This is a genomic window from Paenibacillus sp. FSL R10-2771, assembly GCF_038000205.1.
Lineage (GTDB): Bacteria > Bacillota > Bacilli > Paenibacillales > Paenibacillaceae > Paenibacillus_AQ > Paenibacillus_AQ phytohabitans.
The window spans coordinates 7,728,919-7,744,802 of record NZ_JBBOBM010000001.1 but is presented as its reverse complement, the minus strand read 5'-3'; the positions used below and the strand labels follow the sequence as shown (position 1 = coordinate 7,744,802).

Sequence of the window (15,884 nt, the reverse complement as noted above, 5' to 3'; positions counted from 1 at the left end):
TCCGGCATCCCTTCCTATTTAGTCCGGCCCAGCTTACGGGCCACGATGAGAATAAGCAGCAGGGAGACCGCGATAATAATAAGGTTGAATCCCCATTCACTCTGAAACCATCCGCCTTGTGCCGGAGACTCTGACGGTGCTTCGGGTATCATATTCTCTGCACCAAGCGTAGCTGTAACCCGCTTGTCCCCGGCAATCTGGTCTTTGAAATTAATAATATCATACTGCGGAGCAAGTGCCAGGGCATTGCCATAGATCAGCGAATACGTTCCCTGCTCCTGCTCTCCTCCTGCAAAGACAAGGCGGTCCACCAGATATTCTATTTTCAGGCCGGTAATTGATATCGGGGTATCATCCAGATTATAGATTATAATCCGCAGGGCAGCCGAAGAGGAGGCCTGAAGCGGCTGGATGTCCGTCCGCGAAATCCGGGTATCCTTGAAATCGAGCCGGTACAGCTCCCCGCTGCCCGCCACCGGCAGCCTTATACCGTCACTGTCATACAGCTCATACCGCCGCGAGAAGTTCCCGGTGCTGCCGAGTGTCAGCCTGGCAATCTTCAGCCGGTCCTTGTTGCTGATGACGATCTCGGTGCGGTTCTCCACCTGGCGGATCTCATACTCCGGCGTCTTCTGCCTCATGAATCCGGCCATCTTCACCTCCCGGCTACTGTCCACCAGGGTCAGGCCGGGAAAATCCAGCCTCTCCGGATTACTCTTTACCACGAGCCGGTAAAAGCTGAACTTGTAGCTGCCTTCCAGCTCAATGCTGTCCGCACTTAACCCGTTCGTAGCGTACAAATCCCCTGTGGCCAGCGGCTCCCAGGCATTCCCGTCATAACCTCCCCACACCTCCACATGCTTCAGGAAAGACTCATCCGGAAGCTCAAACACCAGCTTGTTCCCCTGAATATCCACATGCTCGGCAAGCGGTGTAATCCGGTAATCCAGCAGGGTGTCCGGCCCTTGATCCGCGTGGCGGATCAGGATCGATGAATAGGCGGTGCTGCGCTCCTCTACCGTTCCCTCTCCGCTCTCCAGATAATAAGGAACCGGCTTGCCGGCGCTGCCGGTAATACGCAGATCGCGCAAATCCTCTGCTGCCGAGCCATACACGCCTTCATCCAGATATACCTCATAATAAGGGGCCGGCTCCGGAATTCCGATGGCCCGCGAGAACTTCCACTGCCCGCTGTCAGCCTTCTCCGCCAAGCCACCTGCTGCCGCTGCCGTGCCCTCCGCCGGATAAGCGGAGGTGAACAGCAGCAATCCTCCCAGCCCCGCGAGCAGCACTGCCGCCCTAGCTCTCCGGCTGGTCTTTCTCTGCGAGCGCATAGGCTTCCTCCATTCTGGCCGATATCCGCTGATAGAGATACGAAATCCCCAGCAGGCAGAGTCCGAAGCTGAAATAAGCGATGATCTTGCTGCCCGTGTTCAGCAGGGTCAGATCATAGAGCAGCAGCTTGCCGGTTGCCAGCAGTGACAGACCCAGTCCGAAACGGCGGATGTACAGGTACCGCTTGCGGAAGCCGTATATAATGAACAGCACCGAGAGCAGCAGGTAGACCAGACTGAAAGCCAGCCCGCCATCATGCAGCCGGATCTGCACACCCAGGAATGCAGTAATCATCACCAGCAGATAGATGCCCATAGCGACCGGGACCAGCTCCATATTCTTGTAGTCGCGCAGGAGCGTTGTCCGCAGCAGTCTTCCGCCGCTGAACCACACGAACAGATTGAAGAGGATAAGCAGACCCAGCACCAGAAGATCTGCCCCGGAGCTTCCGGACAATCCGCCTTGCAGGCTGGGCAGACCCAGCGTGATGCCGATGCATATAGCATAAGTGATCCCGTACATCAGCATAACCATGTAGCCGACCACCGCATCATAGAGCACCTTAACCTTCGGCAGCACATAGGCAAGGCCGGCCGTGAGCAAGGCTGCCAGCAGCAGCTTGTAGAATGTACTGTGTGCCATATCTTCCGGGACTGCACGGTCGTACAGACGTAAGGCTTCATACACCAGATATACATAGAAATTCAGGATCGCCGCATATTTGAACCAGACTACACCCTGCACCTCAGCAGGTGAGCTGCGGAGCAGAATCTCCTCCCGGGAATGGCGGACTGCATAGAACAAGGCTACAGTAGCCATCCCCGCAGTAATAAAGGTATATTTCAGCTCAAAATACGGATTGCTGTAGTTGACCACAGGATTAAGCTCGGACACGCGCAGCAGCCCGTCGATGCCGAAGAACGTCCCCAGGCAGAGCAGGAGAATCCCCCAGCCCGAGCGTTCCACTGCCTTGAAGCGGTACAGCTGGCCGTAGACCGTCAGAAGCACTCCCTCAATCAGCCAGCCGATGGACCACCAGGCCGCTCCTAACTGGAACGGGATCATCAGTACGGCAAAGGTCAGAGAGGTGGCGTAGAAGAGCACTCTGCTCTCCCGTTCCTGCGGCATCCGCTTCTCGAGCAGAACGCCAAGCCCCAGGTACATCAGACAGAAGAACAAGGCAAGCGCGCCTTTGAACTCGCCCAGACCTGCATCCAGGAAAAGAATATACAAGGTTGCGCAGCTGATGGCCGTATTGCAGCCCAGCAGGCAGAAATCCAGCCAGGCGAGCTTCGACTTGTATTTGAACGGGTACCAGAGTGTGATGCCCAGATACATGACAAAGGTTAATATAGCGCAGAGCATGCCCGCTGCACTGCTGTCCGACAGATTAATCAGCAGCAGCATGGAGGGTATATTAAACAGGAAGCTGATGTAATTGACAATCACCCAGCGCTTGCGCAAGGAGACCAGCAGAATGAGCAGGTTCAGCACGAACAGATACCCCATAGCCGCGTACACTGCGCTGCCTTCCAGCCCGAACGCCCCTATATAAGAGAACAGCGGCAGATAACCGCCGACAAGCCCCATGGAACAGATCGTCCGCGACTCATAGCGCAGCGATAACAGCACAGCGGATAGAGTGACCAGTACGGATAGACCGATCCCGGCCCATAAACCGATAATCTCCAATAAAAAATAGCTGTAAAAGACCGAGCCGTAGAGTACGGATACCCCGCCTCCGATCAGACCCAGGGCAAAGGCTCCCCTGCCTTTGCGGAACAGCCACTCGCCGCCGCCCAGCATGATAGCGCCAAGCAGAAAGAAGGCGCTGCCCTTCATATAGTCATTGAACCAGGTGGAATAACTGTATCTGAACCCGGCCCCCACTGCCAGAATCAGCAGCAGAATCCCCAGGCGGTTGATCCAGTTCAGACCGATCTTCATTTCAATCCGGTTCTGCTTGCGGCGGCGCAGCAGCGTTTCCTCGCTGACCCCCTCAGCGGCAAAGACATCCATACGGCTGTCAAGCGCCCCTGTCAGTGACTGCTCCACCTCACGCTGCCGCTTTCTGCGCAGGAGAATACTCTCATTCAGCCTCCCTTGCACTTCTCCCAGCATGGCGGCTATCTGCGCCTGGTCTTGCCCCAGCTCAGCTTTGGCACGTCTGAACGTGACATCAATACGCTGCCTGGTCTCCAGCTCGAAGGAAGTCAGCCTGTCGAGGTAGGCATTATTCTGCGAGCCAAAGTAGGTCTGCAGCTTCTGCCGCGATACCCGCAGAATACCCAGCTTCTCATCCAGAATCTGCTCCGTCAGTGCCGTCCGCAGCTCGGAGTTATCCTGCCGCAATATTGAAGCCTGAATTTTCAGTTCCCTGAGGATCAGCTTGTTCTCTTCATTCTCCTTCTTCAGCGCTTCATTCTCATGAACCAGATCGCTGCTCTCATATTCCTCAATCAAAGCCTGGTATTCTTTCAAAAGCCCGTCCTGCTGCTGCTGTACAGCCCTCAGCCGATCTCTGAAATCCTCCATAGCGCCCCCCAGTGCCTGCTATCAGCAATTGTTAATATTTTCATTTTACTATATCTGCCCAGGTATTCCAGTGCAACATAATGGGTCCAACCGGCGTTAGAGAAATAACACATACTTACCTACTAACATAACCAAAGGAGCTGTCCCATGAAAACTTCTCTCAGAACAAGCGCAGCGCTCCTGACGCTGTCGCTGGCCCTCACTACCGGAGTGGTCTCCGCTGCCCCTGCAGCAACCAGTTCAAACCAGACCAAGGCTGCCCAGAAAAAAGCCGGCGCCTCACTAAGCACGTACGCCATTGCCATTAACGGTACAGCCATCACAGAGACCGGCTTTCTGCCTTCCGGCACCAAGGAGCCGCTGATTCCGCTGCGTACCGTCGCTGAGTCACTGGGCTTCAAGATAACCTGGAACACGGCAACCAAAGCTGTCGACTTGAATAAAGGAAATATATACACAGCTGTGAAGAGCGGCGAAGACCGCTATGTGATCAATAAAATGTACACCTCACTCGGAACGGCTCCGCTGACTAAGGCAGACAAAATGTATGTCCCCGCATCCTTCGTAAGTGAGGTACTGCATCAGACCGTTAGTGTGGAGGGGAAGAATATCGTGATCACTTCAGCCGCAGAGCATGTCCTTGAGACCGGCGTCATCACCGCCATCCGGAATTCCGGCGGCACTTCCTCCATTCAGATCAAGGGCACCGGAACCGCAGGGCTCGTACTGAATGTCAGCGGAGATACGGTATATGAGAAGACCGACGGTACCAAGCTGGCCTTAGCCGATCTTCAGATCGGTATGACGGTAGAGGCCGAGCACGCAGTGTTCTCCACCCGCAGCCTGCCGCCGCAGACGCCCGCTTACCGGATAACGGTCCAGGATACCAAGGCTCAGGCTGATATGCTGGGTACGGAAGGCACTCTTGAAGAGATCATCAAGGCCGAAGACGGCTCACTCAGCCTCCGTATCAAGGGCAGCGCCCTCAGCGATCTGTCGCAAAGCGAGATCGTGCTTCGCCTGACGGAGGATACTCTGCTGGTGAACGCGAGCGGAGAAGCTGTAGAACAGTCTGCTCTGGTGCAGGGCGCTACGGTTATGGGCTTCTACTCCCCTGTAATGACCCGGAGTCTGCCGCCAATCGGAACCGCGCTCAAAGTCGTCGTGGAGACCGTTCAACCCTAAAGAATATGAATAATTACAGTTCCAATAGAAAGCCCCCGGCTTCTGCATCGGCAGAAACCGGGGGCTTTGCTGTATAATGTCCGGGTGCCCGGCTAACCCTTGGCCGCCTGCCGCACGACAGGCTGCCGGCCGAGGGTTACTCTGTTCTTGCCCTTAGCCTTGGACTGATACAGGGCTTCGTCCGCCTCGCGGTATAGATCCTCGAAGGTCACATCGCTGCGCTCAGTGAAGGCGATGCCAATGCTGACGGTCAGCTGGATGCTGTGCCCCCCGTCCAGCAGGACGATGTGCTCGCCCAGGGAAGCGCGGAAACTCTCCGCTTCTCTCAAGGCCTCGGCCTCGCTGCCGGCAAAGAAGCAGACCGCGAACTCCTCGCCCCCCACCCGGCCGGAAATCCCGTTATGTTCGTACACCTTCATAATCTTCCGGGACAAATCTACCAGCGCCTGATCACCGGCCAGATGTCCGTATGTATCATTAATTAACTTGAAATCATCGATATCGAACAGCAGCAGCGCCATTCCCGCCCCGTGCTGCGCAGAATAATTCTGCACCAGCCGCATGAAATGCCTGCGGTTGTACAGGCCGGTCAGATCATCAACGGTAGCCTGATGCAGCAGCTCGCGTTCATACCTCTTCTTCTCACTAAGATCACTGAAGACCATCAGCATGCCTGTGTTCTCTGTGCGGGTCCGCTCCGTGGCAATAAGTGCGACGCCGAAACAGGCACCGTCCTTGCCGGAAGGCTCGATCTCGAACTGGCCTTCCAACCGCTTGGCATAATGGTCCGAAATCTGCCCGTACTGCTTCAGCAGCAGATGTATGCTTCGGCCCCTCCAGGTGTCCGCCTTCTCTTCCAGCAGCCCGGAGAGCATCGCATCCGCAGCTTCATTGACATCAATGATATGGTCATAGCGGTCCGTCAGTACAATGCCGTCTTTCATATTCTCGAAGATTTTATTCTTGGCAAGCGGATACAAGGAGAGCCGTGGATCACGGAACAAGGAGAGGTACGCCACGATGATGGGCGGAAGATAGGTAAACGCTGTGAACCCGGTAATCGTAATTTTGAGCAGCGGAAGCAGAAGGACCGTCAGTACCGGAATTACCAGCCCGAGCAGCAGCATCAGATTACGGCGGAAATAATATGCAGGAGCATTCAGGAGGGAGATCGCCAGTAAATAGACTGCATACAACCCGAACAGCTGGTCATATGCAATAAGGATCATGCTTAACACTGTAGGCTTCACTGCAATTCCGGTAACACCTGCCACTGTTGCGAGCCCAACCTCACTGCGCATCAGATGATGATAGGAATCGGTGAAGATCAGCACAACATCGAGCACGACCGGAATACAAAAGAAAATAAGCCTCTTGGCCAAACCCTCAGAGGAACGGGAAACATACTCTTTAATAACGGCATAGGTAAAGATAGCACTCAAAAAAAGCGGGCCCTGCTGCAAGTTCTTCCACCATAGCTTGGCTTGAAAGGAATCCGACAGAATCTCTCCGGCCGTAGCCGCGAATATCAGGCTGACCAGCAGCATCAATATCCATAAATAGCATCTTCCCGGTGTGTGGCGGTGCTTGAAAGAACCGATGCCCATGTAGAGACTTAGAACGCTGCCCATTACTAAATAATAAGGATAACCCTGCATCCACGGCATGTCATATTTCTCCTATTTTTGAGATAACTTTGCCTTATTATATCCTACTCTTTCGTACAAATGAATCTTTCTTCCAAAAATACTATCTGTACCCAAGGTATAGGCGTCCGCCCGCCGTTCCATGGAGATGCCTGAACATACACGAAGACCCTACGGGCAGCCCGTAGAGTCTTCAAAAGGTGAGAAGCGAATTTATAGTTATGCAGGATTCCAGTTGCTAGGGTGCTAAACCGGAGTAGAATCGGCGTAATCTCGATTTTCTCCGTCTTTTCAAGTAGTACATGGGTTAATCAACTACCTTTCGGAAAACACGCAGGCATGCCCTTCCAAACGTCTAATTGATACCTTCCACTTCCCACCTAAGCATTAATACCCCCTGCGCAGGCCGCTTAAACAGGCGTACATAAACAAAACAAAGAGGATACTCCTTCACCATCTGCATGGATGCGGGAATATCCTCTATAGTAGGAATACCATTATTTCTTCTGTGCCAACCGTTGTTTGAACTTGTCAACACGGCCGCCAGTTTCGGTATCTCTTTGTTTACCTGTGTAGAACGGGTGGGATGCGGAGCTGGAGTCTACACGGATCACTGGATAAGTGTTGCCGTCTTCCCATTCCATCGTTTCACCGGAAGACTTGGTGGACGAGCTCAGGAATTTGTAGCCTACGCTTGCATCGAAGAAGATAACCTGGTTGAACTTAGGGTGTATGCCTTCTTTCATTGTAATAACCTCCTTTCCGTACTAATACAACTTCTATGGTATTATGAAGCCATCTCTTGGTCTATTTAATAATTCCGGTTAGACGAAGGGAGATGCGTAAATCTTCCGATTTTTACACGCCATACTATCATACGTGAAAGCGGGCCTGGAGTCAACCTTTTGAGCCGGAAAAAAGGGGGTTTGTCACCCTGCATTCAGGCACCGCGGACCAGGTTGTCCTGCAATCGGCTTAGGGATGAACGTTAGAGCGATTTCACCATTCCGCCGTCGATAAGCAGGGATTGGCCGGTAATATAAGTATTGGCAAAAGAACCGAGAAATACTGCCGCTTTACCGAACTCCTCCGGGGTTCCCGTTCTGCCGAGCGGAATCCCCTTCAGCGCCTCCGCCTGGACCTGCTCAAGCGAAGTCCCCACCGCTTCCGCCCGTTTGCCGTCGAGCTGTAGAATCCGGTCTGTACCGATGCGTCCGGGCGCCAGACTGTTGATCAGAATGCCTTCGGGCGCAAGCTCCGTGGCCAGGCTCTTGTTCAGCGCGTTCACCCCTGCGCGGAACACATTCGAGAGAATCAGCCCCTGGATCGGCTGCTTGATCGAGACCGAGCTGATGCTGACAATCCGCCCTCCGCCAGCGCTGCGCATATGCGGCAGCGCTTCGCGGATCAGGCGGACCGTGCTCATCAGCGTAAGCTCGAAGCCGCCGCTCCAGTCCGCGTCGGCCATATCCCCGAAGCTGCCGCCCGGAGGCCCGCCGGCGTTCGTGACAAGCACATCGAGGCCGCCTCCATATTCGGCGGCCGTCCGGACCGCCCGTTCAATATCCTCCGGGCGGGTCACATCCATCTCCGCCACGGCAACCTCTTGCCCCGTGGCCTCCAGAATCGCCTGCCGCGCCGCCTCCAGCTGCGGCAGGCTCCGGCTCGCGATCGTCACGCGCGCGCCTTCACGCGCATATTCCAGTGCGGTTGCCAGCCCCAGCCCTTTGCTGGCGGCGGCTACGAGCACTGACTTTCCTCCAAGACCCAAATCCATAATGATATCCTCCTGTCAGATTGGATTGAAGCAAGAACCCTAATCTGCATTATACATCGTATTCAAGCTGATTTTTGGCTTGAACAATGAAATCGAGCGGATTCTCAATTTTGTCCGCCTCATACTCCACTGCCCCAATCTTCAGCCCCAGGTTCACTTTATACTTGCCGGAGAATTCGGTATCATTCAATTCCTGCAGGCGGAGCTTGATCCGCTCAATGACAATTTTGGCCCCTTCACGGTCTGTGAAGAGCAGGAGCCCCCAGGTAGCGTCCTCCTTGTCCAGCAGATACAGCGCATCATTGGTGCGGATACTGGACTGGCTGAGCTGGGAGACATCATAGATCGCTTCGGACAGCTGCTCTTCCGGAATCAGACGGCGGATCTCATTCCAGTATTTCACCTTGACGACAAGCAGTGTAAGCGGAATGTGATACCGTGTCGATATCCCGGTGAACAGGCTGGCATCCTTCTGAAAAGAGATACTGTTGCGCAGATCCGTATTCTCATCCACCGTGGCGAGATTGGCCGTCCGCTTCTGCAAGCGCTCATTCTCGGCCTGCAGCTCACGGCTGCTGGACGTAAACACCCAGAGGACGACTGTAATCAGCGGAGTCATAATCAGCCAGAAGTACGTATTAACGCCAATCGATGCCCCTTCGGACACCGTTTGATAGACCACGAAGAAGCCGTAGCCGAAGATAAACGCCAGATTCAGCGTCAGTCCCGCAGTTACCGTGGTGAAATACGTGACCAGCGCCAGCAGGAAGGCCACATTCAGAATAATGATGTTCTGGATATAGTGATCCGGAGAGCCGGCAATGAATACGGTGCAGGCAAACATCAGGACCAGGAAGGCCAGAAACCCGAGATCAGAGATTAGGCTGCTGCGGTTACGTCTCACGCTTATCACCACGTTTCTTCATATGTTTGCGGAGCAGGAGCAGCAGCGATACAATGACCAGCGTGATCATAAGAACAGCCGCAACCACAAAGCCCAGCACATCTGAACGCTCAATAATCTGCGCCACTGTTGATTCTTTCGCCGCGCCTGAGAGGGTTTTGAAGCGGTACGCGTTAACCTGGCCGTCTTTGTCTGCAACCACACCGTCCCCGTAGACCTTCCAGCGGTCTTTCTCGCTGGCAATCAGCTTCGAGACCAGATAGTAGCTCTCGGAGCTGACTGCTGTAACCGCAAGCAGGCCCCGTCCGCTCTCGTAGGGTGAGTCCAGCAGCTGCAGCGTACCGATGCCGGCACCGTACTGCTCCTCAATCGCTATTTTCTCATTGGACAGCAGGGTCGAGCCGTCTTTGTTGTATTTGAAGAAAAGCTTGTCGTTGTTGTCGCGGATCACCTTGTTGTTCTTATAAGTACCGATGGCAATGATATTGTTGTCCTTCAGATTATCCGCAGCTACATCATCGCTGTAATAATGGACATCCCCGGTGTTGCCTCCGGCATATTGGCCAAGCATGTTGAAGATATTGCCCAGACTCTGATAGGCATAGTCATCCATCTCCTGCGGGAGAACGACCGCCACACGGTTGAAAATGCCGTCGCGCAGGAACGGGTACGGATAGTTGCTCAGCAGCAGCTCTGTGCGGTCCTTCGTGTTCAGGCGCATCATCGATTCCTTGCTGACATAGGCCCAGGGCATCTGCTCCGTATTAGGGGTACAGATGGCATTCGCCATCTCCAGATCAAACGCCACCGTGATCGAGAAATTGCCGGAGATGTTCAGGCTCTGCGGCACATCCAGAGTCAGCACATCACCGTTAGCCAGCTCCTTCGTCAGCTTCTTGCTGCCGACCGGCGTATTATTGATGCTCACCGTCACCAGTGAACGCTCAAAATCCAGATTCCCCGCATAGCGGAAATCGAGGCTGATTTTGCCGTCATCCGCAATCGAGCGGTTGGACGGCAGCGAAACGAAATAAGTCTGCTCCTGATGATTCGGTCCGGTCAGCTTATCCCCGGTCTCCGTGAACGTAACATTGGAGCTGATGGGCGGCGCCGGGTCTGCTACATCGGTAGCATCATCCACAAGCTTCAGGTCTTCGCGGATCTGGCTCAGCAGCTCCCCGCTGGCCATGAAGCGTCCGGCCTTGATCAGCAGGCTCTCATCCCTGGAGGTAACCACCAGCACCGGTGAGGAATCCTTGTTCACCAGCTGGATCACGGCATGGGTGCTGAGATCAGCTGTAGTGCTTACCAGATTCTTCAAGGTGGCCGGAAGATGGTCATACATCGCTACAAGCACCACTGCACGCTTGTCCTTCAGGGTATCCTCACGGTAGGGCAGCAGCGGAATCGTCTTATCGTTCAGCGTATTGCCTTTGGCGAAGCCCGACAGGGCGTAGGTCGCGCTCTCCAGTTCAGAGCCGGTGGCATTCTCCGGCACGGCCAGCAGGCTTTGTCCTCTTTTCACCGTATCCATTCCCGAGAATCTGGCACTGAAATCCGCAATCCCGCCCGTAATCGCCTTAGGCGCGTACTTCACGGATATATTGGAGGTATTGAACAGATGCAGCCAGCTGTCCTGCGTATTGTCTACACTGCAGAGCTGATAACCCTCCGTATCGGTCTTCAGATTCCCCTGGATACTCAGCGTGTTGCTGCCTTCCTTAAGGAAGCCCTTAGGCGCCGGAACGCTCAGGCTCTGCTCCCCGTTATTCTCAGCGGACGGTCTGAAGGAGTAGAACGGAATGCCGTTAAGCGACAGTGTCACACTTGACTGCTGTTCCGCATTAATCTGTGACACCTGAAAATGCAGCCTGATGTTCACCGCATCGACGTTCCAGTAATCCATGACTGTGAAATACTGCTGCTGGGAGCTTGTCCCCGTTAGAGAGATCTCGCTGCCCGTAAATGAAGTCTCGTAAGTCATCGTGGCGTCACCGGGAAGCACTGCTGCTGCCAGTGCCGCAGGAATTTGAACCAGGAAAAGGGAGAGGCAAATCAGCCCTATCATTATCTGTTTTTTCATCATGTTCCGTATCTCCTGTATCGCTTATTTCTTCTCCTCCGGCGCATCAGTAGCGCTCGGTTTTGTACCATTTGGCTTCCCGTTTGAAAATGACGTCTTTGAGATAGTTATACAGTCCGTAAGCGGCGACCACCATCCACAGCTGGCAGTACGAAACATACATCAGCAGAATGATCCACAGGTTCGACAGGCTCATCTCGCCTTTCTCCGTAGTCAGCGTAACGAAGATTCCGACCACGAACAGAACAATGGCGAGCAGCCACAGGAAGCTGCTGAGTCCGGCAATGGTCGTATGGACATACCCCATCGCATGGAGGACAAGCAGAACATCAGAGGTGACCAGCGAGATCAGGAGCAGGAAATAGATCGAGACATAATACAGGATATCGAAGCGGATCTTCGCCGCCTTCCGGTCGAAGAGGAGCGGAAGATTCTTCACAATGACATAGATATTCCCCTTCGCCCAGCGTGTCCGCTGCTTGAACCAGACCTTCACCGTCTGCGGCTCCTGCTCCCAGGTGACCGATTTCGGCTGGAACTTGATCCGGTACCCCATCATATAAATGCGGAAGCTAATCTCCGTATCCTCGGCAATTGCCTTGACATCCCAGCCGCCGATACTCTCTACAATCGACCTGCGCATAATGAAATTCGTTCCCGGAATCGTACAGAGCTTAAACAGCTTCCAGCGGCCGGCCTGCGCCATCCATTGAAACGATAAGGTCTCAATATTAATAAACCGGGTCAGCAGGCTTGCATCGCGGTTGCGGGTTCTGAACTTGCCGATCACTGCTCCCAGGGTGGAGTCATTCATGATCTCAGCCACAAGATAGCGCAAAGCGGTGCGTTCCGGTGTATTGTCGGCATCGTAGATAGCAATGAGTTCCCCCCTGCTGCGGGTGAAGCCGATATTCAGCGCATTGGATTTGCCTTTGCCGCCGGTAACTGCATCCGTATTAATGATGATCAGATTGCGCTGCGGGTTCCTCCGCTGGATATCGCCCAGCAGCTCCGCGCTGTTATCCGAGGAATTATCGTTGATGACGATGATCTCATACCGGTCATGCGGGTAATCCAGCGCCAGCAGGGATTCCACCGTTTTGCTGATGACCACGCCCTCGTTATGCGCAGGAACCATAATCGTCACCATCGGATACTCACCCCTGATCTCCGGCACTGCCTTATTTTCAGTTTCAATATAGTACAGGTAGCCCGCTATAATCAGCGCTACATTCACCAGCAGCAGTGACCAGATGCAGATCACCGCAATGACCATCAGCACGTCTGAGACCGTCATATTTTTCTCCTAATGTTGTTTGATTTTTCCGGATTCCTTATTTCAAATATTTCCTCCGGTACAGCCGGTAACCGATGGTAAGCAGACCCCCGAACAGAAGCAGGGCAATCAGGATCACAATAATAAAAAACCGGTTCTGCACGCTGAACAGCCTGTTGAAGCTTGTAGCCTGCTTCTCCTGGTACTGGTAATCGGCTGCGACTGTCTGCGGGGTATAATCGACATTCAGATTGTTGCCGTTAATGTAAATTACCCCATCCGCTGATTCGATAGTGTTGATATCTGTAACAACGTTATGGGCCTCCCGTTTATAGTCGGCGAACGTATACCACTCTTCCTCCAGATTCTGCATCAGACTGTCCAGTGCAGCCTCATCCTCAGGCAAGTCGACAGTAACTGCCGCATTCAGCGGAAGCTCCGGCATCGCCTTGCCGGTCCTGCTGATCCCTTGCAGGAATTCCAGCGGCAGACTGTACAGGGTGGACGGGAAGGTCACCGAGGTGTCCGTCTGTTCCATATATCTGGTTTCTTCATCCGCGTAGAGTACCGCCGAGTCGAAGAAGCCCATACCCGCCGTAGAATACTCCTTGTCATACGTCCAGTAGCCTTCTGCAGCCATCCCCAGCGGGGCTACACCGGCCTCTGCCAGCACATTGATGAAGCTGTTCATCTTGACATGCAGCGACCGGTCACTAAGACTGATCGGCGGTCTGACCGCCGGAGCATTGACAACAATGCTCCCATTGCGGGCCTGCACCGTTCTCAGGGCTTCCAGATACCGCTTCATCGCCGGAAAATCGGTATTTCCGAACACCGGCCGGACACTGGCGATGAATGGAATTCCGCTCTGGTACAGCCTGTCTGCCGTTTGCTCAAGCAGCTCGAGATCGGAGAAGGGATAAATCTCCTTGAGCACCAGATACGTACGGGGCCGGGCGGAGGATTTCAGCCAATCCTTCAATACATAAGCCGCGGCCATGCTGCTTAAATCCCCCTGCTTCAGATAAGGCATATAAGTAAATTCGCCGAGGCTTACCGCGTAGGGCATTTGCACCCCGCCATCCTCAAAAGACCACCCGCCGTACGTACGGCCGCCCTGTGAAGCAGTAATATAAGGCATTTCTTCCACTTCCAGCGGAATGCCGGTGAACCCGCCGATGGAGAGGCTTGCGCTGGCTCCATGCCAGATGTCTGTCTTCAGCTGCAAGGCTTGCTGCACGCGGTCCAGCGGCCGGTATCCGACATACATCACAGATCCTTTATAGCCCCCTGCGTCCTGCAGATAAGCGCTATTCGTAATCTTCAGCTCCGCACTGTTAATGACGGTGATCATTCCGGAGTAGGCAGTCAGGCTGCCTTGCTCATAATCGGATATATTCTTAAGCGTAACCTGTGCACTGTAGGCGGCAAGCAGCCGCTGCAGCTCTGCCACATTCCCTTCCTTCCCCGTGCCTTTCGCCAGGCTGTCATAGAGCAGCAGAATATGCTGCGCAGCGGCAGGTGACGCGGCGGCGGAAGCCGCCGGGGCGGGCAGCAGGAGGTTCCCTGCCAGGAGCAGCAGCAGAACGATAATTCCTCCGCGTTTCAAATACTCACCCCATTATTCAGGGCAGCGTATTCTGGGGCCGGCACGGAAGGCGGTGCAGCCGGCATGGATTTCCGGGAGGAGATTCCGCGGCCAATGACGCTCGATATAACCTGGAAAGTGATCAGGTCAAAGGCTAAGGTAAACAGGAATTCATGCTTCGCAATATCGGCATCGCCTGCTCCGATAATGGAGACTACAATGCCGGACAATCCGACTAGCATTGTAGCCAGAATCACGAACAACCGCTGCATTCCCCGGTAGTCCCGCGCCCGGACCGCGCTCACGAAGGAAGGCATATAGACACCTGTAATCACAGCCATCCAGAGGAGGATGAAGGCAAAGGTGCGGGGAGCCAGCTTCTCCTTCAGCGTACTGTACACGTTGAAGAAATGACTCTGCGCCCGAAACTCCTTGCCAGCAGATTTCTCATAATTCCCCATCGCCGCCGGCTTGATCGTATAGGCGCTTTCGGCAGCCGTATCGAGAATCGAGCCCAGCTGGTCCGGATGCGTAACATAATATTTCAGAATCGAGACAAAACCGTATTGGCTGTAGAAATCCTTTTCCAGCAGATCCGATTTCACATCCACGGTCCCGTATTGGTCATAATAGGTATTCTCTTTGAGGATTGCGTACTGTTCATTAATCCCGAAGGATTGAAGCGCGGTCTCCGGATTCTCTGATTCCATCAGTACTCCGCGGGTCATGGCATGATACTGGTTAATATTCACGAATTCTTTGGAGATATTAAGATAGGTGGCAATACCGGCGAACATCATCAGGGCGGCGGACAGGAGAGTGACCCAGCGGAACAATTTATCCCGGCGGATCCAGACAAGTGAGATAGAGAGCAGGGAAATCACCATGCCCACAGGAGCATTTTGCTGCTTGGAGGTCGTTAGGATCAGCGTGCTGACCAGAAGTACCGCCAGCATGGCGTAATCGTTGTATCGTTTGCGGTACAGCAGCAGCCATGAAGCGAACACCAGAATCATCGTGACCATTACCAGGCTTTCGCCGAAGAACGAATTGAAGTAGGCGGTATACCCCGTGTCCCCGAAGATAAAAACTGCCAGAACCGCAACAATCATCCCCCGCTTCCGGGACATCTTGAACGTAACGGCTTCAATGAGCAGGTAGACAGCAGCCACATACAGGAGCGTATAGATCGCGGCCTGAAACCGGATATCGAACACTTCCTTGCTGAATACCAGCTTATTGACGAACAGCGCCAGCTTGATAAACAGGGACTGGGAGGAGACCAGCATCGAGCTGTTCTCGTTATAGTATTGGTAGATTCCAAACTGCTTGATGAAATACCCGAAATACTGGCTGTCATAATCCGGGAGGTTGAAGTACAGTCCATTGCTATATATAATCCGGAAAAAGTCACCGTTATCTGCCATTCCCACATAGGGAGCGGTAAAGAGCGCGATGACTGTTACGAGCAAGACGCCAAAAGCCGCGGCAAACGCCGGGGTAATCCGAAGGCTGGCAAGGGTTATGCCGGGCCGGGTTGATGTTTTCACTGGGT

11 protein-coding genes are annotated in these 15,884 nt (G+C 53.9%); 1 reads left to right on the top strand and 10 read right to left on the bottom strand.

What is annotated here, in order from left to right; all coding sequences use genetic code 11:
- Positions 1-14 precede the first annotated feature (14 nt).
- Together NSU14_RS33705 and NSU14_RS33700 are read right to left on the bottom strand one after the other, a co-directional pair.
- Entirely contained in the window at positions 15-1,334 is a 1,320-nt protein-coding gene (locus NSU14_RS33705) for a hypothetical protein (protein ID WP_340948673.1), read from the bottom strand.
- Positions 1,300-3,870: a DUF2339 domain-containing protein gene (locus NSU14_RS33700; protein WP_076243608.1), complete on the bottom strand. Its 2,571-nt coding sequence runs from the start codon at positions 3,868-3,870 to the stop codon at positions 1,300-1,302. Before NSU14_RS33700 ends, NSU14_RS33705 begins: the two co-directional genes overlap by 35 nt.
- A gap of 147 nt (positions 3,871-4,017) precedes the next feature.
- On the opposite strand from NSU14_RS33700, the gene NSU14_RS33695 reads away from it, so the two are divergent.
- Entirely contained in the window at positions 4,018-5,055 is a 1,038-nt protein-coding gene (locus NSU14_RS33695) for a copper amine oxidase N-terminal domain-containing protein (protein ID WP_340948672.1), read from the top strand.
- Positions 5,056-5,147: 92 nt separating this feature from the next.
- Here NSU14_RS33695 and NSU14_RS33690 read toward each other — a convergent pair whose 3' ends face one another.
- The 8 genes from NSU14_RS33690 to wsfD form a co-directional block, all read right to left on the bottom strand.
- A complete protein-coding gene (locus tag NSU14_RS33690) occupies positions 5,148-6,722 on the bottom strand; it encodes a histidine kinase N-terminal 7TM domain-containing diguanylate cyclase (protein ID WP_076243610.1) in 1,575 nt (524 codons plus the stop codon).
- A gap of 476 nt (positions 6,723-7,198) precedes the next feature.
- Entirely contained in the window at positions 7,199-7,447 is a 249-nt protein-coding gene (locus NSU14_RS33685) for a type B 50S ribosomal protein L31 (protein WP_039304788.1), read from the bottom strand.
- A gap of 242 nt (positions 7,448-7,689) precedes the next feature.
- Positions 7,690-8,478, bottom strand: coding sequence for an SDR family oxidoreductase (locus NSU14_RS33680; protein WP_076243611.1), 789 nt, complete (start codon positions 8,476-8,478; stop codon positions 7,690-7,692).
- Positions 8,479-8,527: 49 nt separating this feature from the next.
- Positions 8,528-9,382 carry a diguanylate cyclase domain-containing protein gene (locus NSU14_RS33675; protein ID WP_042140397.1) on the bottom strand — a complete coding sequence of 285 codons (855 nt, stop codon included), beginning with the start codon at positions 9,380-9,382 and terminating at the stop codon, positions 8,528-8,530.
- Positions 9,372-11,468, bottom strand: coding sequence for a cellulose biosynthesis cyclic di-GMP-binding regulatory protein BcsB (locus tag NSU14_RS33670; protein WP_052422155.1), 2,097 nt, complete (start codon positions 11,466-11,468; stop codon positions 9,372-9,374). The genes NSU14_RS33675 and NSU14_RS33670 overlap by 11 nt, the downstream gene beginning before the upstream one ends.
- Before the next feature lie 43 nt (positions 11,469-11,511).
- Positions 11,512-12,762, bottom strand: a complete 1,251-nt coding sequence (locus NSU14_RS33665) for a glycosyltransferase family 2 protein (RefSeq protein WP_076243612.1) — start codon at positions 12,760-12,762, stop codon at positions 11,512-11,514.
- Between the two features lie 37 nt (positions 12,763-12,799).
- The gene (locus NSU14_RS33660; protein WP_340948671.1) at positions 12,800-14,350 is read right to left on the bottom strand and encodes a hypothetical protein; all 1,551 of its coding nucleotides are present in this window, start codon (positions 14,348-14,350) and stop codon (positions 12,800-12,802) included.
- Positions 14,347-15,879: a glycan biosynthesis hexose transferase WsfD gene (gene wsfD, locus NSU14_RS33655; RefSeq protein WP_340948670.1), complete on the bottom strand. Its 1,533-nt coding sequence runs from the start codon at positions 15,877-15,879 to the stop codon at positions 14,347-14,349. The genes NSU14_RS33660 and wsfD overlap by 4 nt, the downstream gene beginning before the upstream one ends.
- Between the last annotated feature and the right edge of the window lie 5 nt (positions 15,880-15,884).